Origin of the sequence: Streptomyces sp. YS415 (assembly GCF_023544665.1) — a bacterium.
Lineage (GTDB): Bacteria > Actinomycetota > Actinomycetes > Streptomycetales > Streptomycetaceae > Streptomyces.
In genome coordinates this window covers 71,095-93,415 of record NZ_JAMJFL010000008.1, presented here as the reverse complement: position 1 = coordinate 93,415, position 22,321 = coordinate 71,095, and the positions used below count along the sequence as shown (strand labels likewise).

The window sequence follows — 22,321 nt, the reverse complement described above, 5'->3', positions numbered from 1 at the left end:
CCCCGATGAAGGTCGGGGCGGTCGTCATCACCATGGGCAACCGCCCCGACGAACTGCGCGCCCTCCTCGACTCGATCGCCAAGCAGGACGGCGACCGCGTCGAGGTGGTCGTGGTCGGCAACGGCTCGCCGGTCCCGGACGTGCCCGAGGGCGTCCGCACCATCGAGCTGCAGGAGAACCTCGGCATCCCCGGCGGTCGCAATGTCGGCATCGAGGCCTTCGGCCCCAGCGGCCGCGACGTCGACATATTGCTCTTCCTCGACGACGACGGGCTCCTCGCCCAGCACGACACCGCCGAGCTCTGCCGCCGGGCCTTCGCCGAGGACCCCCGGCTCGGCATCGTCAGCTTCCGCATCGCCGACCCGGAGACGGGCGTCACCCAGCGCCGCCACGTCCCCCGGCTGCGCGCCGCCGACCCGATGCGCTCCTCCCGGGTCACCACCTTCCTCGGCGGCGCCAACGCCGTCCGCACCCAGGTCTTCGCCGAAGTCGGCGGCCTCCCGGACGAATTCTTCTACGCCCACGAGGAAACCGACCTGGCATGGCGGGCCCTCGACGCGGGCTGGTCGATCGACTACCGGTCCGACATGGTGCTGTACCACCCCACGACCGCTCCCTCCCGGCACGCGGTCTACCACCGCATGGTCGCCCGCAACCGCGTCTGGCTCGCCCGCCGCAACCTCCCCGCGCTCCTCGTCCCCGTCTACCTGGGCGTGTGGATGCTGCTCACGCTGATACGCAGGCCGTCGCGGCCCGCGCTGCGGGCATGGTTCGGTGGATTCCGGGAAGGCTGGACGAGCCCGTGCGGCCCCCGCCGGCCCATGAAGTGGCGTACGGTGTGGCGGCTGACCCGGCTGGGTCGTCCTCCTGTCGTCTGAGAAGCTTCACTGACAGCACAGGAGGTCCGCACCCAGGCCTCAGGCTCACGGCATGCCCGCACAGGCTGCGCATCTCGAAGACGAAAGTTTCCACCAGTGAGTGAGACAACGCACGACGGACAGGTCGCGGTGACCGCGCCGCCGTCGCCCGACGACGGACTCACGGCCGCCGAGCTGGCCGCCAAGTACGGGCTGAGCGTGAGCGGCGCCCGCCCCTCGCTCGTCGAGTACGTCCGCCAGCTCTGGGACCGGCGGCACTTCATCCTCGCCTTCTCGCGGGCGAAGCTGACCGCCCAGTACAGCCAGGCCAAGCTCGGCCAGCTCTGGCAAGTGGTGACCCCGCTGCTGAACGCGGCCGTGTACTTCTTCATCTTCGGCGTCATCCTGGAAGCCGACCGGGGCATGTCCCGCGAGGTGTACATCCCGTTCCTGGTCACCGGCGTCTTCGTGTTCACCTTCACGCAGAGCTCGGTGATGGCGGGCGTCCGCGCGATCTCCGGCAACCTCGGCCTGGTCCGCGCGCTGCACTTCCCGCGCGCCTCGCTGCCGGTGTCGTTCTCGCTCCAGCAGCTCCAGCAGCTGCTCGCGTCGATGATCGTGCTGGTCGCGGTGACCTGCGCTTTCGGCAGCTACCCGGACCTGTCCTGGCTCCTGATGGTCCCGGTCCTGGCGCTGCAGTTCCTCTTCAACACCGGCCTGGCCCTGATCATGGCCCGGGCCGGCGCGAAGACCCCGGACCTGGCGCAGCTGATGCCGTTCGTGATGCGTACCTGGATGTACGCCTCCGGCGTCATGTACTCGATCCCGATCATGCTCGCCGACAAGCCGCAGTGGATCGCGGACGTCCTGCAGTGGAACCCGGCCGCCATCTACATGGACCTGATGCGCTTCGCGCTGATCGACGGCTACGGCTCCGAGAACCTGCCGAACCACGTGTGGGCGGTCGCGGGCGGCTGGGCCCTGCTGTTCGCGGTCGGCGGCTTCGTGTACTTCTGGAAGGCGGAGGAGAGGTACGGCCGTGGCTGAGACCCGGATTCCCACCGTCATCGCCGACGAGCTGCACATCGTCTACCGCGTCAACGGCGCCAAGGCGGGCAAGGGCAGCGCCACCGCCGCGCTCAGCCGGATCCTCAGGCGGGGCTCCGGCGACACCGAGCGGGGGGTGCGCAAGGTGCACGCCGTCAAGGGCGTGTCCTTCGTCGCCTACCGCGGCGAGGCGATCGGTCTGATCGGCTCCAACGGCTCCGGCAAGTCCACCCTGCTGCGGGCCATCGCGGGGCTGCTCCCGGCGGAGCGGGGCAAGGTCTTCACCGACGGCCAGCCCTCGCTGCTGGGGGTGAACGCGGCCCTGATGAACGACCTGACCGGCGAGCGGAACGTCATACTGGGCGGTCTCGCCATGGGCATGTCCCGCGAGGAGATCAAGGAGCGCTACCAGCAGATCGTCGACTTCTCGGGCATCAACGAGAAGGGCGACTTCATCACCCTGCCGATGCGCACCTACTCCTCCGGCATGGCGGCCCGGCTGCGGTTCTCCATCGCCGCCGCCAAGGACCATGACGTCCTGATGATCGACGAGGCCCTGGCCACCGGCGACCGCAAGTTCCAGAAGCGCTCCGAGCAGCGCATCCGCGAGCTGCGCAAGGAAGCCGGCACGGTGTTCCTCGTCAGCCACAACAACAAGTCGATCCGTGACACCTGCGACCGTGTGCTGTGGCTGGAACGGGGCGAGCTGCGCATGGACGGCCCGACCGACGAGGTCCTCAAGGAGTACGAGAAGTTCACGGCCAAGTAGTCCACCCCGGACCGCCGCACCCGGCCGAGCCCGCTTCCCACTGCCCCGCCGGAACCCGCTTGGGTTCTAATGATCGTCGCAACACCCGACACCAGCGGGTAGGCGATGACGGATAGCAAGATCACTGCCGGGGGACGCCCGAACGGCAAGCGGGCGTCCCCCGAGGTGAAGCAGCGGTTCCTCGACCTGATACATGAAGGCGTGAGCATCAGAGGAGCCAGTCGGCTTGTCGGCATCAACCGCAGGACCGGCCAGGAGTGGGTCAACGGCCGTAACGAGCGGATCGGAACGACCAAGCCCGGCCGGAAGGCGGTGCGGCCGGCAGTGCAGCCACTGGTTGGCACTCGGCGCGAGTCTCTGGCGCACCCTCGCCGGGACGAGTGGGTGGGGCGTCGGCGTCGGATCTCTGACCGCTACCTGTCCGAGGAGGAGCGCATACGCATCGCCGACCTGCGGCGGGAGAAGCGGTCCGTCCGGTCGATCGCGGCCGAGCTGGGCCGCAGCCCGTCGACCATCAGCCGGGAGATCCGGCGCAACTGCAACCCCAACCTCAGGCCGAGCCACACCGGCTACTATCGCCCCTTCGCTGCTCAGAGACGCGCCGAGGAACGCCGGGCGCGCCCCAAGTCTCGGCGGATCGATCAGCTTCCTGAACTGCGCGATTTCGTCCAGGCGCGCCTGGACGAACGGTGGAGCCCCCAGCAGATCGCCGAGGTCCTCCGCCGGGACTTCCCCGGGGATCCGCAGATGCATGTCACGCACGAGACGATCTACCGGGCCCTCTACGCCCAGGCCGACATCAGCCTGAGGCGCGAGCTGACCCGGCGACTGAGGACCGGCCGCAGCATCCGGAAGCAGCGTCGGCAGCCGGATCGCAGAGCCCCGCGCTTCTCCCACCCCATGACCCCGATCAGCCAGCGTCCCCTCGAAGCCGCAGACCGCGCGGTCCCGGGCCACTGGGAAGGCGACCTGATCGTCGGACCGAAGAACGGGTCCGCCATCGGCACCCTTGTGGAACGCAGCACCCGCTTCACCCTGCTCGTCCACCTGCCGAACGGCCACAGCCCCGGCTACTTCCGCAAAGCGCTCCTCGCGGCCGTCGAAGGCCTGCCGCCGCACCTCAAGCGCTCCCTGACCTGGGACCAGGGCGCGGAGATGGCGCATCACTACGCCTTCTCCGAGGCATCTGGCATCCCGGTGTACTTCTGCGACCCACACAGCCCGTGGCAACGAGGCTCGAACGAGAACACCAACGGCCTCCTGCGGCAGTACTTCCCGAAGGGCGAAGACCTCTCGAAGTACACCAAGGACGACCTGGACGCCGCGGCCGCCCAGCTGAACACCAGACCACGAAAGACGCTCGGCTGGGAAACCCCAGCCGAGCGCTTCACCGAGCTGCTACAGAGCGACCCCACCAACCACTCTGTTGCGACGATTTGTTGAATCCGCCCCGTCCGGCGGGGCTCCGCGTCTGCAAAGGAAACGTCAACTTCGGTCAGCGGTAGGAATCTTGGGACCAATCGGTGTGTTCTTGTGATGCGCAGGACACCCCGGCGAACCGCCGTACGTTGTACAACGTAAGCTGTACCGGTCCCCAATCGCGGCAAGTGGGGCCATAATGCCCCACACTCTCTGGGGGGAGGCCGCGCGGACCGCTGGGCGGCGTGTCCGAAATAGTGTGTATTGGGTCGGCGGTGTAGAACGGGAGATGTGACGGCAATGGCTACGGAAACTCCCCTGCTCAACGCAGCATGCGCCGTCCCCGCCGCAGGCAGTGTGCGGTGACGGGTACCGGCACGCCGCACGCCGGTGAGGCGGAGCGCGGCACGCTCGACAAGGCCGCGCACGAGAACTTCCCCGTGGCCCCCTTCTTCCTGCCCCGGGCCTGGCGCACCGACCTCATGGCCGTCTACGGCTTCGCCCGCCTCGTCGACGACATCGGCGACGGAGATCTGGCCCCCGGCGGCGCCGACGCACGGCTGCTCGGCGTGTCGGCCACGGATGCCGACGACCGCCTGCTGATGCTGGACGCCTTCGAGGCCGACCTGCGACGCGTGTTCGACGCCACGCCCCGCCACCCCCTGCTGCGCCGCCTGCAGCCCACGGTCCGCCGCTGCTCGCTGACCCCCGAGCCGTTCCTCGGCCTGATCGCTGCCAACCGCCAGGACCAGCTGGTCAGCCGCTACGAGAGCTACGACGACCTGCTCGCCTACTGCGCGCTGTCCGCCAACCCCGTCGGACATCTCGTCCTCGCCGTGACCGGCACCGCCACCCCCGAGCGGATCCGCCGCTCCGACGCGATCTGCACCGCCCTGCAGATCGTCGAGCACCTCCAGGACGTCGCCGAGGACCTCGGCCGCGACCGCATCTACCTGCCCGCCGCGGACATGAAGCGCTTTCACGTCCAGGAGGCGGATCTCGTCACGACCACCGCGGGGGCGTCGGTGCGCGCACTGATCGCCTACGAAGCCCAACGGGCCCGCGATCTCCTGAATGAGGGCGCCCCCCTGGTGGGTAGCGTCCACGGCAGGCTCAGACTGCTGCTCGCAGGGTTCGTGGCGGGGGGAAGGGCGGCGATCCACGCGATCGCCGCCGCCGATTTCGACGTACTTCCCGGCCCGCCCAAGCCCGGCAAGGTTCGACTGCTGCGCGAGGTGGGCGTGACTCTGCGAGGAGAGGGGTGATCCGGACTGTGGAGTTCGCACCAGACGCGTCCGCACCGGTACTCGCCGCCTACAGCTACTGCGAGGCCGTCACCGGACAGCAGGCACGCAACTTCGCGTACGGCATCCGGTTGCTGCCGACGCCGAAGCGGCGCGCGATGTCGGCGCTGTACGCGTTCTCGCGCCGTGTCGACGACATCGGCGACGGCGCGCTGGCCCACGAGGTCAAGGTCGCCAGACTCGAGGACACCCGGGCGCTGCTCACCCGGGTACGGGACGGCGCGGTCGACGAGGACGACACCGACCCGGTCGCGGTCGCCCTCGCCCATGCCGCCGAGGTATTCCCGATCCCCCTCGACGGCCTGGACGAGCTGATCGACGGCGTGCTGATGGACGTACGCGGCGAGACGTACGAGACCTGGGACGACCTGAAGGTGTACTGCCGCTGTGTGGCGGGTGCCATCGGGCGGCTCTCGCTCGGGGTGTTCGGCACCGAACCCGGGGCGCGCGGCGCCGAGCGCGCGCCGGAGTACGCGGACACGCTCGGGCTCGCGCTCCAACTCACCAACATCCTGAGAGACGTGCGCGAGGACGCCGAGGGCGGCCGCACCTATCTGCCCTCCGACGACCTCGCGAAATTCGGCTGTTCGGCCGGGTTCGCCAGTCCGGCCGTGCCGGAGGGCGCGGACTTCGCGGGCCTCGTGCACTTCGAAGTGCGCAGGGCCCGCGCCCTTTTCGCCGAGGGCTACCGGCTGCTCCCGATGCTCGACCGGCGCAGCGGCGCCTGTGTCGCCGCCATGGCCGGCATCTACCGCCGCCTGCTGGACCGCATCGAGCGCGAGCCGGAGGCGGTGCTGCGCGGGCGGGTCTCCCTGCCGGGACGCGAGAAGGCCTACGTCGCCGTGCGCGGCCTGTCCGGTCTCGACAGCCGGCATGTGTCGCGGCGGACGATCAGGAGGCGGGCCTGATGGACTGTGCGGTCCGAGGCGATGGCACCGGTGAGAAGTGGCAGGCAACCCTCCGCGGTGCGGCGGCGTCCCTGACGGAGACGGCCGACCGTGCATGGTTCAGGCACCGCGGCGGCCGTTCGGGGGAGGGCACACGATGACCGACGGCATCACGACCGGAGGCCACGCCGTCGTGGTCGGCGGCGGACTCGCCGGCATCACCGCGGCGCTGGCGCTCGCCGACGCGGGGGTGCGCGTGACCCTCCTGGAGGGCCGGCCCCGGCTGGGCGGACTCGCCTTCTCCTTCCAGCGCGGCGACCTCACCGTCGACAACGGCCAGCACGTCTACCTGCGCTGCTGCACCGCCTACCGCTGGTTCCTCGACCGGATCGAGGGGACCGCGCTGGCGCCGCTGCAGGATCGTCTCGACGTGCCCGTACTCGACCTGGCCAAGCCCGAGGGGCGGCGGCTCGGCAGGATCCGGCGCGACCCGCTGCCGGTACCGCTGCACCTGGGCCGCAGCCTCGCCACCTACCCGCACCTCTCCCTCGCCGAGCGCGCCGCCGTGGGGCGTGCCGCGCTCGCGCTGATGTCGCTCGACCTCGCCGATCCGGCCCTGGACGCGCAGAACTTCGGCACCTGGCTGGCCGCGCACGGGCAGTCCCCGCGTGCCGTCACGGCCCTGTGGAACCTGGTCGGCATCGCCACCCTGAACGCGTTCGCGGAGGACGCCTCGCTGGGGCTCGCCGCGATGGTCTTCAAGACCGGACTGCTGTCCGACCCCGGCGCGGCCGACATCGGATGGGCGCACGTGCCGCTGGGCGACCTGCACGACCGGCTGGCCCGCAAGGCGCTCGACTCCGCGGGCGTGCGCACCGAGACCCGTACCCGGGTCGGCTCCGTCTCCCGTGACGACGACGGCCGCTGGAGCGTCGAGGTGCCCGGCGAGACGCTCCGGGCGGACGCCGTCGTCCTCGCCGTACCGCAGGGCGAGGCCCACGACCTGCTGCCCGAGGGAGCCCTGGACGATCCCGGGCGGCTGCTCGACATCGGCACCGCGCCGATCCTGAACGTCCATGTCGTCTACGACCGCCCGGTGCTCAGCACCCCCTTCTTCGCCGCCCTCGGCACTCCGGTGCAGTGGGTGTTCGACCGGACCGAATCCTCCGGGCTGCGCGAGGGGCAGTACCTCGCGCTGTCCCAGTCGGCCGCCCACCACGAGATCGACGCCCCGGTGGCCCAGCTGCGCGAGAAGTACCTGCCGGAGCTGGCCCGGCTGCTGCCGCGGGTCCGGGGCGCCGAGGTGAAGGACTTCTTCGTGACCCGGGAGCGCACGGCGACGTTCGCCCCCACCCCCGGTGTCGGGCGGCTGCGGCCCGGCACCCGCACCAAGGCCGCCGGCCTCTACCTGGCCGGAGCGTGGACCGCCACCGGGTGGCCCGCGACCATGGAGAGTGCGGTCCGCAGCGGTGTGAGCGCGGCCGACGCCGCGCTGAGCGCCCTGGGCCGGCCCCGCCCCCGTCACCTCTTCGAAGTGGAGGAGGCGGCCTGATGCTCCATCAGCGCGCGGCTGGTCCCCGCACCCCCGGTACCGCAACAAGAGGAGAGACTGTGCCCCCTGTGCCCCCGGCCTCGACGGCTTCCGAGGCGGTGGACGTGACCGCGCTCCTGGAGCGCGGCCGGACCCTGGCCACCCCGGTGCTGCGGGCGGCGATCGACCGCCTGGCGCCCCCCATGGACACCGTCTCCGCCTACCACTTCGGCTGGATCGACGCCCAGGGCAGGCCCACTGCCGGCGACGGCGGCAAGGCCGTGCGCCCCGCCCTCGCCGTGCTCTCCGCCGAGGTCACCGGCGCCGCCCCCGAGGCCGGCATCCCCGGCGCGGTCGCCGTCGAACTCGTCCACAACTTCTCGCTCCTGCACGACGACCTGATGGACGGCGACGAGCAGCGTCGGCACCGCGACACGGTGTGGAAGGTGCACGGCCCCGCCCAGGCCATCCTGGTCGGCGACGCCCTGTTCGCCCTCGCCAACGAGCTGCTGCTGGAGCTGGGCACCGTCCAGGCCGGCCGCGCCACCCGCCGGCTGACCAGTGCCACCCGCGCGCTGATCGACGGACAGGCTCAGGACATCTCCTACGAGCACCGCGACCGCGTCAGCGTCGAGGAGTGCCTGGAGATGGAGGGCAACAAGACCGGCGCCCTGCTGGCCTGCGCCAGTTCCATCGGCGCGGTGCTCGGCGGCGCGGACGACCGCACCGCCGACACCCTGGAGAAGTACGGCTACCACCTCGGCCTCGCCTTCCAGGCCGTCGACGACCTCCTCGGCATCTGGGGCGACCCGGTCGCCACCGGCAAGCAGACCTGGAGCGATCTGCGCCAGCGCAAGAAGTCCCTGCCGGTCGTGGCCGCGCTCGCGGCGGGCGGTGCCGCCTCCGAGCAGCTCGCCGAGCTGCTGGCCGCCGACGCCAAGAGCAGCGACTTCGAGACCTTCTCCGAGGAGGAGTTCGCCACCCGCGCCGCCCTCATCGAGGAGGCCGGCGGCCGCGAGTGGACCGCGGACGAGGCGCGCCGTCAGCACACCGTCGCCATCGAAGCCCTGGACGCCGTCGACATGCCCGACCGGGTGCGGGCCCAGTTCACGGCGCTGGCCGACTTCGTCGTCGTACGAAAGAGATGATCACTATCGGTCGAATAGTCCTCGCGTAGTCGCCGGCCGGTGGCGCGGGAACAGCGCGCACCGGCCGACGGCGGACCCACAGCAGAGCACCACTTGCACACTGCACTTAAGGGGAAGCCATGACAGCGACGACCGACGGAAGCACCGGGGCCCTGCCGCCCCGCGCTGCCGCGGCCAGCGAAACCGACAGCATCGCCCCCGCGGCGGCGGGGGTCCACGACGCCGCCCAGCACGCCATGCGGCGTGCCACCGACTTCCTGCTGTCCCGGCAGGACGCCGAGGGCTGGTGGAAGGGCGACCTCGAGACGAACGTCACCATGGACGCCGAGGATCTGCTGCTCCGTCAGTTCCTGGGCATCCTGGAGGAGTCCACCGCCCACGCCGCCGCCCTGTTCATCCGCGGCGAGCAGCGCGAGGACGGCACCTGGGCCACCTTCTACGGCGGACCCGGCGACCTCTCCGCCACCGTCGAGGCCTATGTCGCGCTGCGCCTGGCGGGCGACGCGCCGGACGCGCCCCACATGGCGAAGGCGTCGGCGTGGATCAGGGCCCGGGGCGGCATCGCCGCGGCCCGGGTGTTCACCCGGATCTGGCTGGCCCTGTTCGGCTGGTGGAAGTGGGAGGACCTGCCCGAACTCCCGCCCGAGCTCATCTGGTTCCCCGCCTGGGTGCCGCTCAACATCTACGACTTCGGCTGCTGGGCCCGGCAGACCATCGTCCCGCTGACGATCGTCTCCGCCAAGCGGCCGGTACGCCCCGCGCCCTTCCCGCTGGACGAACTGCACACCGACCCGGCGAACCCCAACCCGCCCAAGCCCCTGGCCCGGGCCGTGAGTTGGGACGGCGCCTTCCAGCGGCTCGACAAGGCGCTGCACCAGCTGCGCCGGATCGCCCCGCGCAGGCTGCGCCGGGCCGCGATGAACACCGCCGCCCGCTGGATCATCGAGCGCCAGGAGAACGACGGCTGCTGGGGCGGCATCCAGCCCCCCGCCGTGTACTCGATCATCGCCCTGCATCTGCTCGGCTACGACCTCCAGCACCCGGTGATCCGGGAAGGGCTCGCGTCGCTGGACCGCTTCGCCGTCTGGCGCGAGGACGGCGCCCGCATGATCGAGGCCTGCCAGTCGCCGGTGTGGGACACCTGCCTCGCCACCATCGCGCTCGCCGACGCCGGGCTGCCCGCCGACCATCCGCAACTGGTCAAGGCGGCCGACTGGATGCTCGGCGAGGAGATCGTCCGGCCCGGTGACTGGGCCGTGAAGCGCCCCCAACTGCCGCCGGGCGGCTGGGCGTTCGAGTTCCACAACGACAACTACCCCGACATCGACGACACCGCCGAGGTGGTCCTCGCGCTGCGCCGGGTCCGCCACCACGACCCGGAGCGGGTGGAGAGGGCGATCGGGCGCGGGGTCCGCTGGAGCCTCGGCATGCAGTCCAGGAACGGTGCCTGGGGCGCCTTCGACGTCGACAACACCAGCCCTTTCCCCAACCGGCTGCCGTTCTGCGACTTCGGCGAGGTCATCGACCCGCCGTCGGCCGATGTCACCGCGCACGTCGTGGAGATGCTCGCCGTGGAGGGCCTCGCTCACGACCCGCGCACCCGGCGGGGCATCCAGTGGCTGCTCGCCGAACAGGAGGCGGACGGCTCGTGGTTCGGACGCTGGGGCGTGAACTACATCTACGGCACCGGATCCGTCGTACCCGCCCTCACCGCCGCCGGGATCCCCACCGCGCACCCGGCGATCCGCCGGGCCGTGGCCTGGCTGGAGTCCGTCCAGAACGACGACGGCGGCTGGGGCGAGGACCTGCGCTCCTACCGGGACGCCAAGGGCTGGAGCGGCCGGGGCGCCTCCACCGCCTCGCAGACCGCCTGGGCGCTGATGGCGCTGCTGGCCGCGGGGGAGAAGGACTCCCGGGCCGTGGAGCGCGGGGTCGCCTGGCTCGCGGCCACCCAGCGACCGGACGGATCCTGGGACGAGCCGTACTTCACCGGCACCGGATTCCCCTGGGACTTCTCCATCAACTACCACCTCTACCGGCAGGTCTTCCCGCTCACCGCGCTCGGCCGGTACGTGCACGGCGAGCCCTTCGCCCATGCCAAGGGGAGCTGATGAGCACCCAGCCCGCTCCGGCCCCGCTGCTGATCGCCTGCGCCCTCGGCATCGAGCGCCTCGCACTGCGCACGGGCGGCCGGCGCGGCGCCGGCGGGCCGGTCACCGTCGTGCGGACCGGCATGGGACCCAGGGCGGCCGAGCGCTCCGTCGGCCGGGCCCTCGCCCAGCCGGCGCTGGCCGGGGCCGCCGTCCTCGCCACCGGCTTCTGCGCGGGGCTGGCCCCCGGGATGCACCCCGGCGACCTGGTCGTCGCCGAGGAGACCCGCGATCCGCGCGGAACCACCCCGTGCGTGGCGACCGAGCTGCTGGTCAAGGAACTCACCCGCGCGGTCCCGGGGCGGACCGTGCACACCGGACCGCTCACCGGATCCGATCATGTGGTCCGCGGTCAGGAACGCGCCGGTCTGCGCGCGACCGGCGCGATCGCCGTCGACATGGAGTCGGCCGCGACGCTCCTGAGCGCCGTGCGCGCGGGCGAGCGCCCCGTTGCGGCCGTACGGGTGGTCGTGGACGCTCCAGAACATGAACTCGTCCGGATCGGCACGGTACGCGGGGGAATATCGGCGTTCCGTGTCCTCCGGTCGGTCCTTCCCGCTTTCTTCGAATGGCACCGTTCCTTGCTGCTCCCCAGGAGGTGAGCCAGATGGCCATGCCGCTGCGTCAGTCCATCAAGGTCGCTACGTACTTGGCTGAACAAAAGCTCCGCAAGCGCGACAAGTTCCCGCTCATCGTGGAGCTGGAACCGCTTTACGCGTGCAACCTCGCGTGCGAGGGATGCGGCAAGATCCAGCATCCGGCGGGTGTGCTCAAGCAGCGCATGCCGGTCGCACAGGCCGTGGGCGCGGTGCTCGAATCCGGCGCGCCGATGGTGTCGATCGCCGGTGGCGAGCCCCTGATGCACCCGCAGATCGACGAGATCGTGCGGCAGTTGGTGGCCAAGCGGAAATACGTCTTCCTGTGCACCAACGCCATGCTGCTGCGCAAGAAGATGGACAAGTTCAAGCCCTCGCCCTACTTCGCCTTCGCCGTGCACATCGACGGCCTGCGCGAGCGCCACGACGAGTCGGTGGCCAAGGAGGGCGTGTTCGACGAGGCGGTGGAGGCGATCAAGGAGGCCAAGCGGCGCGGCTTCCGGGTCACCACGAACTCCACCTTCTTCAACACCGACACCCCGCAGACCATCATCGAGGTCCTCAACTTCCTCAACGACGACCTGAAGGTCGACGAGATGATGATCTCGCCCGCCTACGCCTACGAGAAGGCCCCCGACCAGGAGCACTTCCTGGGCGTGGAGCAGACCCGCGAGCTGTTCAAGAAGGCCTTCGCGGGCGGCAACCGGCGCAGGTGGCGGCTCAACCACTCCCCGCTCTTCCTGGACTTCCTGGAGGGCAAGGTCGACTTCCCGTGCACCGCGTGGGCGATCCCGAACTACTCGCTCTTCGGCTGGCAGCGCCCCTGCTACCTGATGAGCGACGGCTACGTGCCGACGTACCGCGAACTCATCGAGGAGACCGACTGGGACAAGTACGGCCGCGGCAAGGACCCGCGCTGCGCCAACTGCATGGCGCACTGCGGCTACGAGCCCACCGCCGTCCTCGCCACCATGGGCTCCCTGAAGGAGTCGCTGCGGGCCATGCGCGAGACGGTCAGCGGAAACCGGGAGTGACCCCATGACCGCCATTCCCTTGGGCGTTCCCGAGGTACCGGTCCGGCCGATCGCCGAGCGGCGACGGTCGCGGCGGATCCAGGTCGGACCGGTGGCGGTCGGGGGCGGGGCCCCGGTGTCGGTGCAGTCGATGACCACGACCCGCACGTCCGACATCGGCGCCACCCTGCAGCAGATCGCCGAACTCACCGCGTCCGGCTGCCAGATCGTCCGCGTCGCCTGCCCCACGCAGGACGACGCGGATGCCCTCGCGACCATCGCGCGCAAGTCGCAGATCCCGGTGATCGCGGACATCCACTTCCAGCCCAAGTACGTGTTCGCCGCGATCGAGGCGGGCTGTGCGGCCGTACGCGTCAATCCCGGCAACATCAAGCAGTTCGACGACAGGGTGAAGGAGATCGCGCGGGCCGCGGCCGACCACGGCACCCCGATCAGGATCGGGGTCAACGCGGGCTCGCTGGACCGGCGGCTGCTGCAGAAGCACGGCAGGGCCACGCCCGAGGCGCTGGTGGAGAGCGCCCTGTGGGAGGCCTCGCTGTTCGAGGAGCACGGGTTCCGGGACATCAAGATCTCCGTGAAGCACAACGACCCCGTGGTGATGGTCAGCGCCTATCAGCTGCTCGCCGAGCAGTGCGACTACCCGCTGCACCTCGGGGTGACGGAGGCCGGTCCCGCGTTCCAGGGCACGATCAAGTCGGCGGTGGCCTTCGGGGCGCTGCTCAGCCGGGGGATCGGCGACACGATCCGGGTGTCCCTGTCGGCGCCGCCCGCCGAGGAGGTCAAGGTCGGCATCCAGATCCTGGAGTCCCTGGGCCTGCGGCAGCGGCGTCTGGAGATCGTCTCGTGCCCCTCCTGCGGACGCGCCCAGGTCGACGTCTACAAGCTGGCCGACGAGGTCACGGCGGGCCTGGAGGGCATGGAGGTGCCGCTGCGGGTGGCCGTCATGGGGTGTGTGGTCAACGGTCCCGGCGAGGCCCGGGAGGCGGACCTGGGGGTCGCCTCCGGCAACGGCAAGGGGCAGATCTTCGTGAAGGGCGAGGTCGTCAAGACCGTGCCCGAGTCGAAGATCGTGGAGACCCTCATCGAGGAGGCGATGAAGATCGCCGAGCGGATGGAGCAGGACGGCGTCGGGTCGGGGGAGCCGGCCGTCACCGTGAGTTGAGTACCACGGACCGAAGGGGGCCCGCACATGTCGATTCTGGAGAGCATCCGGGGACCACGCGACCTGAAGGCGCTGTCCGAGCCGGAACTCGGTCAACTGTCCGAAGAGATCAGGGAGTTCCTGGTGCACGCGGTCGCCAGGACCGGCGGGCATCTCGGGCCCAACCTGGGGGTGGTGGAACTCACCGTCGCACTCCACCGGGTCTTCGAGTCGCCGGCCGACCGCATCGTGTGGGACACCGGCCATCAGAGCTATGTGCACAAGCTGTTGACGGGCCGTCAGGACTTTTCCAAGCTGCGCGGCAAGGGCGGGCTGTCCGGCTACCCCTCGCGTGAGGAGTCCGAGCACGACATCGTCGAGAACAGCCACGCCTCCACCGCGCTGGGCTGGGCCGACGGGCTCGCCAAGGCCCGCCAGGTGCAGGGCGGGACGGGCCATGTCGTCGCGGTCATCGGCGACGGCGCGCTGACCGGCGGGATGGCCTGGGAGGCACTGAACAACATCGCGGCCGCCAAGGACCGGCCGCTGATCATCGTCGTCAACGACAACGAGCGGTCCTACGCGCCGACCATCGGCGGCCTGGCCGACCACCTCGCCACCCTGCGCACCACCGACAGCTATGAGCGGGTCCTGGCCTGGGGCAAGGACGTCCTGCTGCGCACGCCCGTGGTCGGCCACACCCTCTACGAGTCCCTGCACGGCGCGAAGAAGGGCTTCAAGGACGCCTTCGCCCCGCAGGGCCTGTTCGAGGACCTGGGCCTGAAGTACGTCGGGCCCATCGACGGGCACGACATCGGTGCCGTCGAGTCCGCGCTGCGCCGCGCCAAGCGCTTCCACGGGCCCGTCCTGGTGCACTGCCTCACCGAGAAGGGCCGCGGCTACGAACCCGCCCTCGCCCACGAGGAGGACCACTTCCACACCGTCGGTGTGATGGACCCGCTCACCTGCGAGTCCCTCGCCCCCGCGGGCGGGCCGTCCTGGACGTCGGTGTTCGGCGACGAGATCGTCAAGATCGGGGAGGAGCGCGAGGACGTCGTGGCGATCACGGCGGCCATGCTGCACCCGGTGGGTCTCGGTAAGTTCGCCCAGCGGTTCCCCGACCGGGTCTGGGACGTCGGCATCGCCGAACAGCATGCCGCGGTCTCCGCGGCCGGGCTGGCCACCGGCGGGGTGCATCCCGTCGTCGCCGTCTACGCCACCTTCCTCAACCGGGCCTTCGACCAGCTCCTGATGGACGTGGCCCTGCACCGCTGCGGGGTGACCTTCGTGCTGGACCGGGCCGGGGTCACCGGAGTCGACGGCGCCTCCCACAACGGCATGTGGGACATGTCGATCCTCCAGGTCGTGCCCGGCCTCAGGATCGCCGCGCCGCGCGACGCCGACCAACTCCGGGCGCAGCTGCGGGAAGCGGTCGCCGTGGACGACGCGCCGACCCTTCTCCGGTTCCCCAAGGAGTCGGTGGGCCCGGCGATCCCGGCGGTGGACCGGGTCGGCGGCCTGGACGTGCTGCACCGCGGGGAGCGGCCCGAGGTGCTCCTGGTCGCCGTCGGCGTGATGGCTCCCGTCTGCCTCCAGGCCGCGGAACTGCTGGCGGCGCGGGGCATCGGCTGCACGGTGGTGGACCCCCGCTGGGTCAAGCCCGTCGACCCGGCACTGCCCCCGCTCGCCGCCGGGCACCGGCTGGTGGCCGTCGTCGAGGACAACAGCCGTGCCGCCGGGGTGGGCGCCGCCGTGGCGCTGGCCCTCGGCGACGCCGACGTCGACGTGCCGGTACGGCGCTTCGGCATCCCCGAGCAGTTCCTCGCGCACGCCAAACGCGGCGAGGTCCTGGCCGACATCGGCCTCACCCCCGTCGAGGTCGCCGGACGGATCAGCGCGAGCCTGGCCGTCCAGGAGCCAGTCAAGGAGACAGCGGAATGACCACGGAGTTCGACCTCGGCGCACTGCTGGCCAAGCGCGGAGCCGAGCGCTACGAGCTGCACGGCAGACACCTCAACCACCAGCTTCCGCGCATGCTGCACACCATCGGCTTCGACAAGGTCTACGAGCGTGCCGAGGGCGCCTGCTTCTGGGACGCCGACGGCAACGAATACCTCGACATGCTCGCCGGGTTCGGGGTGATGGGCCTGGGCCGCCATCACCCGGTCGTCCGCAAGGCGCTGCACGACGTCCTGGACGCCCAGCTCGCCGACCTCACCCGTTTCGACTGCCAGCCCCTGCCCGGACTGCTCGCCGAGAAGCTGCTCGCGCACAGCCCGCACCTGGACCGGGTGTTCTTCGGCAACAGCGGCACGGAGGCCGTCGAGACCGCGCTGAAGTTCGCCCGGCGGGCGACCGGCCGGGCGCGCATCCTCTACTGCGACCACTCCTTCCACGGACTGACCACCGGCTCCCTGTCCGTCAACGGCGAGGACGGCTTCCGCGACGGCTTCGGGCCGCTGCTGCCCGACACCGCCGTACCCCTCGGTGATCTCGACGCCCTGGCCCGGGAGCTGAAGAAGGGCGACGTCGCCGCCCTGATCGTGGAGCCGATCCAGGGCAAGGGCGTGCACGAGGCCCCGCCCGGCTATCTGCGGGCCGCCCAGGACCTGCTGCACCGGCACAAGGCGCTGCTCATCGCCGACGAGGTGCAGACCGGGCTCGGCCGGACCGGGGACTTCTACGCCTACCAGCACGAGGACGGGGTCGAGCCGGACCTGGTCTGCGTGGCCAAGGCGCTCTCCGGCGGCTACATGCCGGTCGGCGCCACCCTCGGCAAGGACTGGATCTTCAAGAAGGTCTACTCCTCGATGGACCGGGTGCTGGTGCACTCGGCGAGCTTCGGGTCCAACGCGCAGGCCATGGCGGCGGGCCTCGCCGTGCTCGCGGTCCTGGAGAACGAGCAGATCGTCGCGAACGCCCGCGTCACCGGCGAGCTGCTGAAGTCCCGGCTCACGGCCCTGGTCGACAAGTACGAGCTGCTCGCCGACGTACGCGGCCGGGGCCTGATGATCGGCATCGAGTTCGGTCGGCCCTCCTCGCTGAAGCTGCGCAGCCGGTGGACCATGCTGCAGGCGGCCCGCAAGGGGCTCTTCGCGCAGATGGTCGTCGTACCGCTGCTCCAGCGGCACCGGATCCTCACCCAGGTCTCCGGCGACCATCTGGAGGTGATCAAGCTGATTCCGCCGCTGATCGTGGGGGAGCGGGAGGTGGAGCGGTTCGTGGAGGCCTTCACCGAGGTGATGGACGACGCGCACAGCGGGGGCGGGCTGATGTGGGACTTCGGCAAGACGCTGGTGAAGCAGGCCGTCGCCAACCGGTAGGGCCGCGCCGCGCGCACCTGCGTGGGGCTTGCCTCTGAGGCAAGGAATTTGCCGTAGAGGCAAGGCTCCGGCTGAATGGAGAGCATGAGCTCTCCCGAGTCCGGGCAGGACGACGACCTGCCCGCGGTGGCGCCGCAGCTCCGAGCCCTGCGACGTCAGGCCGCCCTCACCCTGGAGGCCGCGGCCCGCGCCGCCGGCCTGTCGCCGGCCCATCTGTCCCGGCTCGAGACGGGACAGCGCCAGCCCTCACTGCCGATGCTGCTCTCGCTCGCGCGTATCTACGGTACGACCGTCTCGGAGCTGCTCGGCGAGACGGTCGCCGATCGGGACGCCGTCATCCGTGCCGCCGACATGGAACCGACGGCGGCGGGCGGCTGGACGTACCGGCAGGCCGGCGCGCCCGGCCGGGGGATGCAGGCGCTGCGGCTGCACGTCCCCTTCGGCTCCCAGGGCGACATCGTGCGGGTGCATCCCGGCGAGGAGTGGCTCTACGTCCTCACCGGGCGGCTCCGGCTGCGCCTCGGGGACACCGCGCACCGGCTGGCACCGGGCGACAGCGCCCACTTCGACTCGCTCACCCCGCACCGCATCGCCGCCCTGGACCGGGACGGCGTCGAGCTGCTGTTCGTCCACACCCTGCTGCAGAGCCCCACGGCAGCCCTGTGCCTGGGCCCGACCCCCGGAGAGACGCCATGAGCGACATGGAGGAGAAGTTCCCGCGTGCCCTGTGGATCCGGCTGATCATCTATCTGGCGGTGGGGCACGTCTTCGCGGCGTTCATCTATCTGCTCTTCGAGCTGGGGGCCGGCCAGTAGCCGCCGGGCTCAGTCGAGCAGCCGCTCCCGCAGCCGCTCCCGGATCTCCGGGGTGATGCCGAGCCCCTGCTCCAGGTAGGTGTCGACGTCGCCCCAGGTCTCCTCGATGGTGTCGAGGGCGGCCGTGAGGTACTCGGCGCGCGCGTCGAAGAGCGGGCTGAGCAGCTCCATGACCTCGGGGGTGTGGGTGTTGTTGCGCTGCACCTTGTAGCGGCGGTGCTTGGCGTTGGACTCCAGGTAGTCGGCGAGGATCGCCTCGCGCTCGACGCCGAGGGCGAGCAGCGTCACCGCGATCGACAGACCGGCCCGGTCCTTGCCGGCGGCGCAGTGCATCAGGGCCGGGACACTGTCCTCGGCCAGCGAACGCAGCACCTGGGCGTGCTCGGCGGTGCGCTCCTTGACGATCGTGCGGTAGGACTCGATCATCCGGTTCGCGGCCTTGCCGTCGTCGAGGATCTGCCGCAGCTGCTCGATCTCGCCGTCGCGGACCATCTTCCAGAACTCGGCGCCGTCGGCGGGGTCCGTCAGCGGAAGGTTCACATTCCGGACACCGGTGAGCTCGACGTCGGGGCCCTCCAGCTTCTGGTCCGCCGCGTTGCGGAAGTCGAAGATCGTGTGCAGGCCCAGGGAGTCGAGGAACGCCGTGTCCTGCTCGGTGGCGTGCGCGAGGTGGCCGCTGCGGAACAGCACGCCGTAGCGCACCCGCCGTCCGTCCGTGGTCGGCAGCCCGCCCACGTCACGGAAGTTGCGCACTCCGGCCAGCTCGGGTTCGGTCGACGGGACCTGCTGCGTCACTTGGGCTCCTCCCACCGGATCCCGCCGGCTCGGCTCGCCGACGGGCACGCCTTGACGATACGACATGCATACCGCCCGGTCAGTGAATGCGGCAAAACGGGCGAACACCGTGGAAACCCTGCTGATTCATGCGGGTTAACGCATCGGGCATGATGCGTTAGTTCTCCGTCTGCGCCGCTTCTGCGTGTTCTGTCCGAATTGCAGCCTTCATTCCAACTCGCTGCGGAATGAGGGAGGGTGGAGCGACGTCGCGTGAGCAGCGTCATATCCGTGACCGAGCGTCGCCCGTCATGTTCACGTAATTCACCCGTTTCTCAAGGGCGTTTGCGGGAACGGCCCCCGGCCTAATGCACGGAAAGTGACGAGGAAATCCCCTAAGGGATCAAGAGGGACGGCTTCATGCGGAACCTTCTGCTTGTCCCTTTGCGTCTTGGTCGCTTACGTTCGCCACCAATCCGAGCGGACGCCTAATCCTGCCGCTGCTCGGAATCCGCACACACTCACCCGTGCACGGCAGGAGCGGGGGACCCACAGGCACCACTGCCTGGTCCGGTTCCCGGAACAGGCTCGGGGTCAAGTCGCGCCCAGCGCGCGGCCGGACATCTCCAGTCCGCACCCGACAGCTCACCTCGTAGGCGCCGGAGAGGAATTCGTCATGCCCGCGAAGGGTAAGCACCGCCGTCCCAAGGCCCTGCGCTTCACTCGCTCGATCGCCGTCGCCGGAACCGGTGGCGCCGCACTCGCCCTCCCGCTCCTGGGGGCCACCGGCGCCCACGCGGCCCCGTCGCAGTCCGTTCCGGAAAAGGCCGTTCAGTCGGTCCAGACCGCGGACAAGAAGGCGGCGGAGAAGAAGGCCGCCGCCAAGAAGGCCACCGCCAAGACCTACACGGTGCGCTCGGGGGACTACCTCTCGAAGATCGCGAACGAGCAGAACGTCAGCGGTGGCTGGGAGAAGCTCTACGCGGACAACCGTGAGGCCGTCGGCGACGACCCGGCGCTCATCCACCCCGGCCTGAAGCTGTCGATCGGCAAGAGAGCCGCCACGACGGACACCGCCGAGAAGCCGGCTGCCACGTCCTCCGCCAAGCCCTCTTCGCCGAGCCCCGCCAAGACCTCGGAGGCCACGCAGTCCTCGGAGACCGCGGAGGCCTCCAAGCCCGAGGCGACCACCACCACGCAGGCCGCGCAGAGCCCCGCAAGCGGCTTCAGCGCTCCGGTCGCCGGTGCCGGGGTCGGCACCGCCTACAAGGTCGCGGGCAGCATGTGGTCCAGCGGCTACCACACCGGCGCCGACTTCGTCGTCCCGACCGGCACCTCCCTGAAGGCCGTGGGCGCGGGCACCGTCGTCTCGGCCGGCTGGGCCGGCGCGTACGGCAACCAGGTCGTCATCCGGCTCGCCGACGGCCACTACGCCCAGTACGCCCACCTGTCCTCGCTGTCCGTCTCCAGCGGCCAGTCGGTGACGGCGGGCCAGCAGGTCGGCCTCTCCGGCTCGACCGGCAACTCGACCGGCCCGCACCTGCACTTCGAGATCCGCACCACGCCGGACTACGGCTCGGACGTCGACCCGGTCGCCTACCTCCGCGCCAAGGGTGTCTCCCTCTGACGGACCCGCCCTGAGGAACCACCTGCCTGACACGCCACCGAAGGCCGGACCCCTGATCCCCGGGTCCGGCCTTCGGTGTTTTATTCCGGAATTGGTGAAGCCTTGAGGAGTGGCTTATCTCACCGACCGTCAACCCCTGCCTACGGTCGCGTAGGTCACATTGAAAGGTGAATCATGACCCGATGTGGCAGACGATTCGAAGAGTGACAACGAAGCAGTGATCGGGTCGTACGTGGCGCTGGGGGACAGCTTCACCGAGGGCGTCGGGGACCCCGGTCCGGACGGGGCCTTCGTCGGCTGGGCCGACCGGTTCGCGGTACTGCTCGCGGACCGCCGCCCCGAGGGGGAATTCCGCTACACGAACCTGGCCGTACGCGGCAAGCTGCTGGACCAGATCGTGGCCGACCAGCTCCCCATGGCGCTCGAACTCGCCCCGGACCTGGTCTCGTTCTGCGCCGGCGGCAACGACATCATCCGGCCCGGGAGCGACCCCGACGAGGTCGCCGAGCGGTTCGAGCGGGCCGTCGCCCGGCTCACCGAGGCCGCCGGCACCGTCATGGTGACCACCGGCTTCGACACCCGTGGCGTGCCCGTGCTGAAGCATCTGCGCGGCAAGATCGCCACGTACAACCTCCATGTCCGGGCCATCGCCGACCGGTACGGCTGCCCGGTGCTGGACCTGTGGTCCCTCAAGACCGTGCAGGACCGGCGTGCCTGGGACAGCGACCGGCTGCACCTGTCGCCCGAGGGCCACACGCGCGTGGCGCTGCGCGCGGGCCAGGTCCTCGGCCTGGAGGTACCGGCCGACCCGGACCAGCCCTGGCCGCCGCTGCCGCCGCGCGGGACCCTGGAGGTCCGGCGCGACGATGTGCAGTGGGCACGCGAGTACCTGGTGCCGTGGTTCGGGCGGCGGCTGCGCGGGCAGTCGTCGGGCGACCATGTGATCGCCAAGGGCAACCTGTCGCCGGGCGACATCAGGATGCGCATCGAGGCGGCCGTCTGAGGAGCCGCCGGTGCCCGGACGGGCTCGACCAGTGAGGTGACGGCGGGGGAGTGGTGCACGCGCGCGTGCGGACCCCGGTGCTGGGATGGGCCCGACTCGTCCCCACGCCCGGAAGGTCGGTCATGACCGTACCGCTGCCCCGTCCCACCGCCGGCCTTGCCGTCGCCCTCCTCGCCCTCGGTCTGCCGCTCCTCGCCGCCGCTCCGGCGCCCGCGCTGGCCGGCCCCGCTGCTGTTAAGGCTGTTTCGGCGCCCGTGCGGAGCGCGCCGGTGCCGTCGACCATCACGGTGACCGGTGTCGGCTCCGCGACCGCCGTCCCCGATCTGGCCATCGTCAGCGTCGGTGTCGAGGCCGTCGGCAAGACCGCGCAGGCTGCCCAGGACGCCCAGAGCAAAGCGGCGAACGCCCTGTTGAACGCGGTGCGCGAGCGCGGTGTGGCCGAGCAGGACGTGCGTACCGAGGGGCTGTCCCTGACGCCCGTGTACAAGTACAAGGACGGCAACTCCACGCTGACGGGGTATCAGGCCGCGCAGACCTTCTCCCTGAAGGTCCGCATGGTGGCGCGGACGGGCCTGATCCTCCAGTCCGTCACGGACGCCACCGGTGACGCGGGCCGGATCCACGGGGTCGTCTTCGACGTCGCCGACCGTACCGACCTGCGGGCACGCGCGCGTGCGTCCGCGCACAAGGACGCGCACGCCAAGGCACTCCAGTACGCCCGGCTCAGCGGACGGGACCTGGGCCGGCTGGTCTCGCTGACCGAGGGCCTGTCGGGCGGGCCCTCCCCGGTCCCGGCCCCCGCTGACGTGGCCGGCAGCGGGGCGGGCGTGCCGATCGCGCCCGGCGAGATCCAGGACGACGTCCGGGTCACGGCCGTCTACGAGCTGGACTGATCC

Annotated in this window: 21 protein-coding genes and 1 riboswitch; of the genes, 20 read left to right on the top strand and 1 reads right to left on the bottom strand. The window is 70.7% G+C overall.

The features are described 5' to 3' along the window. Positions 1-5: 5 nt before the first annotated feature. The 17 genes from M8H82_RS12490 (at position 6) to M8H82_RS12410 (ending at position 18,021) form a co-directional block, all read left to right on the top strand. A complete protein-coding gene (locus M8H82_RS12490) occupies positions 6-878 on the top strand; it encodes a glycosyltransferase family 2 protein (protein ID WP_250073411.1) in 873 nt (290 codons plus the stop codon). 96 nt (positions 879-974) lie between these two features. Continuing rightward, positions 975-1,904 (top strand): ABC transporter permease, encoded by a 930-nt coding sequence (locus M8H82_RS12485; protein WP_250073192.1) that lies wholly within the window; start codon positions 975-977, stop codon positions 1,902-1,904. Continuing rightward, entirely contained in the window at positions 1,897-2,673 is a 777-nt protein-coding gene (locus M8H82_RS12480) for an ABC transporter ATP-binding protein (RefSeq protein WP_250073190.1), read from the top strand. Before M8H82_RS12485 ends, M8H82_RS12480 begins: the two co-directional genes overlap by 8 nt. A gap of 201 nt (positions 2,674-2,874) precedes the next feature. Then, positions 2,875-4,116, top strand: coding sequence for an IS30 family transposase (locus M8H82_RS12475; protein WP_250073410.1), 1,242 nt, complete (start codon positions 2,875-2,877; stop codon positions 4,114-4,116). A gap of 308 nt (positions 4,117-4,424) precedes the next feature. Further along, positions 4,425-5,357 (top strand): squalene synthase HpnC, encoded by a 933-nt coding sequence (gene hpnC, locus M8H82_RS12470; protein ID WP_284048821.1) that lies wholly within the window; start codon positions 4,425-4,427, stop codon positions 5,355-5,357. Beyond that, positions 5,354-6,304, top strand: a complete 951-nt coding sequence (hpnD, locus tag M8H82_RS12465; RefSeq protein ID WP_250073188.1) for a presqualene diphosphate synthase HpnD — start codon at positions 5,354-5,356, stop codon at positions 6,302-6,304. The genes hpnC and hpnD overlap by 4 nt, the downstream gene beginning before the upstream one ends. Beyond that, positions 6,304-6,444, top strand: a complete 141-nt coding sequence (locus M8H82_RS12460; protein WP_250073187.1) for a DUF6380 family protein — start codon at positions 6,304-6,306, stop codon at positions 6,442-6,444. Before hpnD ends, M8H82_RS12460 begins: the two co-directional genes overlap by 1 nt. Continuing rightward, positions 6,441-7,835, top strand: a complete 1,395-nt coding sequence (gene hpnE, locus M8H82_RS12455) for a hydroxysqualene dehydroxylase HpnE (RefSeq protein ID WP_250073186.1) — start codon at positions 6,441-6,443, stop codon at positions 7,833-7,835. Before M8H82_RS12460 ends, hpnE begins: the two co-directional genes overlap by 4 nt. Continuing rightward, positions 7,835-8,962: a polyprenyl synthetase family protein gene (locus M8H82_RS12450; protein WP_250073185.1), complete on the top strand. Its 1,128-nt coding sequence runs from the start codon at positions 7,835-7,837 to the stop codon at positions 8,960-8,962. The genes hpnE and M8H82_RS12450 overlap by 1 nt, the downstream gene beginning before the upstream one ends. 119 nt (positions 8,963-9,081) lie before the next feature. Continuing rightward, complete coding sequence (shc, locus tag M8H82_RS12445) at positions 9,082-11,073, top strand: squalene--hopene cyclase (RefSeq protein ID WP_250073184.1); 1,992 nt, start codon at positions 9,082-9,084, stop codon at positions 11,071-11,073. Beyond that, the gene (locus M8H82_RS12440; protein WP_250073183.1) at positions 11,073-11,714 is read left to right on the top strand and encodes a 1-hydroxy-2-methyl-2-butenyl 4-diphosphate reductase; all 642 of its coding nucleotides are present in this window, start codon (positions 11,073-11,075) and stop codon (positions 11,712-11,714) included. Before shc ends, M8H82_RS12440 begins: the two co-directional genes overlap by 1 nt. Positions 11,715-11,719: 5 nt before the next feature. Then, positions 11,720-12,742 carry an adenosyl-hopene transferase HpnH gene (gene hpnH, locus M8H82_RS12435; protein WP_250073180.1) on the top strand — a complete coding sequence of 341 codons (1,023 nt, stop codon included), beginning with the start codon at positions 11,720-11,722 and terminating at the stop codon, positions 12,740-12,742. Positions 12,743-12,746: 4 nt separating this feature from the next. Further along, positions 12,747-13,904 (top strand): flavodoxin-dependent (E)-4-hydroxy-3-methylbut-2-enyl-diphosphate synthase, encoded by a 1,158-nt coding sequence (gene ispG, locus M8H82_RS12430; RefSeq protein ID WP_250073178.1) that lies wholly within the window; start codon positions 12,747-12,749, stop codon positions 13,902-13,904. A gap of 27 nt (positions 13,905-13,931) precedes the next feature. Next, positions 13,932-15,824 (top strand): 1-deoxy-D-xylulose-5-phosphate synthase, encoded by a 1,893-nt coding sequence (gene dxs, locus M8H82_RS12425; RefSeq protein ID WP_250073176.1) that lies wholly within the window; start codon positions 13,932-13,934, stop codon positions 15,822-15,824. Then, positions 15,821-17,206, top strand: coding sequence for an aspartate aminotransferase family protein (locus M8H82_RS12420; RefSeq protein WP_250073175.1), 1,386 nt, complete (start codon positions 15,821-15,823; stop codon positions 17,204-17,206). The genes dxs and M8H82_RS12420 overlap by 4 nt, the downstream gene beginning before the upstream one ends. A gap of 75 nt (positions 17,207-17,281) precedes the next feature. Then, on the top strand, positions 17,282-17,902 hold the full coding sequence (locus M8H82_RS12415) for a helix-turn-helix domain-containing protein (RefSeq protein WP_250073174.1): 621 nt from the start codon (positions 17,282-17,284) through the stop codon (positions 17,900-17,902). Next, on the top strand, positions 17,899-18,021 hold the full coding sequence (locus tag M8H82_RS12410) for a DUF6126 family protein (RefSeq protein ID WP_250073173.1): 123 nt from the start codon (positions 17,899-17,901) through the stop codon (positions 18,019-18,021). Before M8H82_RS12415 ends, M8H82_RS12410 begins: the two co-directional genes overlap by 4 nt. A 9-nt stretch (positions 18,022-18,030) precedes the next feature. Here M8H82_RS12410 and M8H82_RS12405 read toward each other — a convergent pair whose 3' ends face one another. Further along, positions 18,031-18,816 (bottom strand): tyrosine-protein phosphatase, encoded by a 786-nt coding sequence (locus M8H82_RS12405; protein WP_250073172.1) that lies wholly within the window; start codon positions 18,814-18,816, stop codon positions 18,031-18,033. Positions 18,817-19,303: 487 nt separating this feature from the next. Next, positions 19,304-19,467: riboswitch (cyclic di-AMP (ydaO/yuaA leader) on the top strand. A gap of 4 nt (positions 19,468-19,471) precedes the next feature. Between M8H82_RS12405 and M8H82_RS12400 the strand changes: the two genes are divergently transcribed. The 3 genes from M8H82_RS12400 to M8H82_RS12390 all read left to right on the top strand — a co-directional run bounded on the left by M8H82_RS12400 (position 19,472) and on the right by M8H82_RS12390 (position 22,318). Beyond that, positions 19,472-20,422 (top strand): M23 family metallopeptidase, encoded by a 951-nt coding sequence (locus M8H82_RS12400; RefSeq protein WP_250073171.1) that lies wholly within the window; start codon positions 19,472-19,474, stop codon positions 20,420-20,422. A 217-nt stretch (positions 20,423-20,639) separates the two neighbouring features. Beyond that, positions 20,640-21,425, top strand: coding sequence for an SGNH/GDSL hydrolase family protein (locus M8H82_RS12395; protein ID WP_250073408.1), 786 nt, complete (start codon positions 20,640-20,642; stop codon positions 21,423-21,425). A gap of 122 nt (positions 21,426-21,547) precedes the next feature. Continuing rightward, positions 21,548-22,318: an SIMPL domain-containing protein gene (locus M8H82_RS12390; protein WP_250073170.1), complete on the top strand. Its 771-nt coding sequence runs from the start codon at positions 21,548-21,550 to the stop codon at positions 22,316-22,318. The last annotated feature ends 3 nt before the right edge of the window (positions 22,319-22,321 follow it).

Excerpts from the sequence above, each read along its gene's own strand:
- M8H82_RS12490 (WP_250073411.1), top strand. The coding sequence starts at position 6 with ATGAAGGTCGGGGCGGTCGTCATCACCATGGGCAACCGCCCCGACGAA.
- hpnC (WP_284048821.1), top strand. The coding sequence starts at position 4,425 with ATGCGCCGTCCCCGCCGCAGGCAGTGTGCGGTGACGGGTACCGGCACG.
- M8H82_RS12460 (WP_250073187.1), top strand. The coding sequence starts at position 6,304 with ATGGACTGTGCGGTCCGAGGCGATGGCACCGGTGAGAAGTGGCAGGCA.
- hpnE (WP_250073186.1), top strand. The coding sequence starts at position 6,441 with ATGACCGACGGCATCACGACCGGAGGCCACGCCGTCGTGGTCGGCGGC.
- M8H82_RS12450 (WP_250073185.1), top strand. The coding sequence starts at position 7,835 with ATGCTCCATCAGCGCGCGGCTGGTCCCCGCACCCCCGGTACCGCAACA.
- shc (WP_250073184.1), top strand. The coding sequence starts at position 9,082 with ATGACAGCGACGACCGACGGAAGCACCGGGGCCCTGCCGCCCCGCGCT.
- M8H82_RS12440 (WP_250073183.1), top strand. The coding sequence starts at position 11,073 with ATGAGCACCCAGCCCGCTCCGGCCCCGCTGCTGATCGCCTGCGCCCTC.
- hpnH (WP_250073180.1), top strand. The coding sequence starts at position 11,720 with ATGGCCATGCCGCTGCGTCAGTCCATCAAGGTCGCTACGTACTTGGCT.
- ispG (WP_250073178.1), top strand. The coding sequence starts at position 12,747 with ATGACCGCCATTCCCTTGGGCGTTCCCGAGGTACCGGTCCGGCCGATC.
- dxs (WP_250073176.1), top strand. The coding sequence starts at position 13,932 with ATGTCGATTCTGGAGAGCATCCGGGGACCACGCGACCTGAAGGCGCTG.
- M8H82_RS12420 (WP_250073175.1), top strand. The coding sequence starts at position 15,821 with ATGACCACGGAGTTCGACCTCGGCGCACTGCTGGCCAAGCGCGGAGCC.
- M8H82_RS12415 (WP_250073174.1), top strand. The coding sequence starts at position 17,282 with ATGGAGAGCATGAGCTCTCCCGAGTCCGGGCAGGACGACGACCTGCCC.
- M8H82_RS12410 (WP_250073173.1), top strand. The coding sequence starts at position 17,899 with ATGAGCGACATGGAGGAGAAGTTCCCGCGTGCCCTGTGGATCCGGCTG.
- M8H82_RS12400 (WP_250073171.1), top strand. The coding sequence starts at position 19,472 with ATGCCCGCGAAGGGTAAGCACCGCCGTCCCAAGGCCCTGCGCTTCACT.
- M8H82_RS12390 (WP_250073170.1), top strand. The coding sequence starts at position 21,548 with ATGACCGTACCGCTGCCCCGTCCCACCGCCGGCCTTGCCGTCGCCCTC.